We start from the raw sequence: 573 nt of genomic DNA on the forward strand, positions 1-573 counted from the left end.
CGAAACACCCGCGTCGGCCCGGAGGGAGACCTGATCCGGAAGTTCCCCTCCGGGGAGGAGCCGACGACCGAACTCGCGCGAGCGCTGTGGGCGGAGGTCGAACGCTACGATCCGGACGTCGTGCTCGACCTGCACCGCTCTCGAGGGATCTACAACACCCACGACCGGTGGGTCGGACAGGCGATCTTTCCGACGGGAGCGGGCGACGCCCCCGCCGACGCCAGGGCGGTGATCGAGCACATGAACGACGAGCACGTCCCGCGGCTCATGCTTCCCCACCGGTTCACGATGGGGAACACGCAGACCGGGTCGAACCCGCTGTTGATCCACAAGGTCGGCGGCGACCTCGAGCGACCCGGCTTCCTCGTCGAACTCACGGATTTCATGCTCGATTCGGCGACGCAGGTGCGCTGGACGACCGAAATCACGGAACGGCTGCTCGAGCGCTACGGCCTCGAGCGGATCGCATGAACGAGTATCGCGACTTTGCGGTTCGGGTCCTGCTCGGACCGGCGACGGTCGTCGCGTTCTGTCTGCTGGTCGTCCCCCTGGCCGTCGGCGTTCTCGACACCC

General features: G+C 67.2%; 1 pseudogene. It reads left to right on the forward strand.

What is annotated here, in order from left to right:
• Positions 1-471: pseudogene (locus tag ACNA7R_RS20580) on the forward strand (deacylase); the annotation flags it as partial.
• Between the last annotated feature and the right edge of the window lie 102 nt (positions 472-573).

It is taken from the genome of Natronococcus sp. (assembly GCF_047921035.1).
GTDB lineage: Archaea > Halobacteriota > Halobacteria > Halobacteriales > Natrialbaceae > Natronococcus.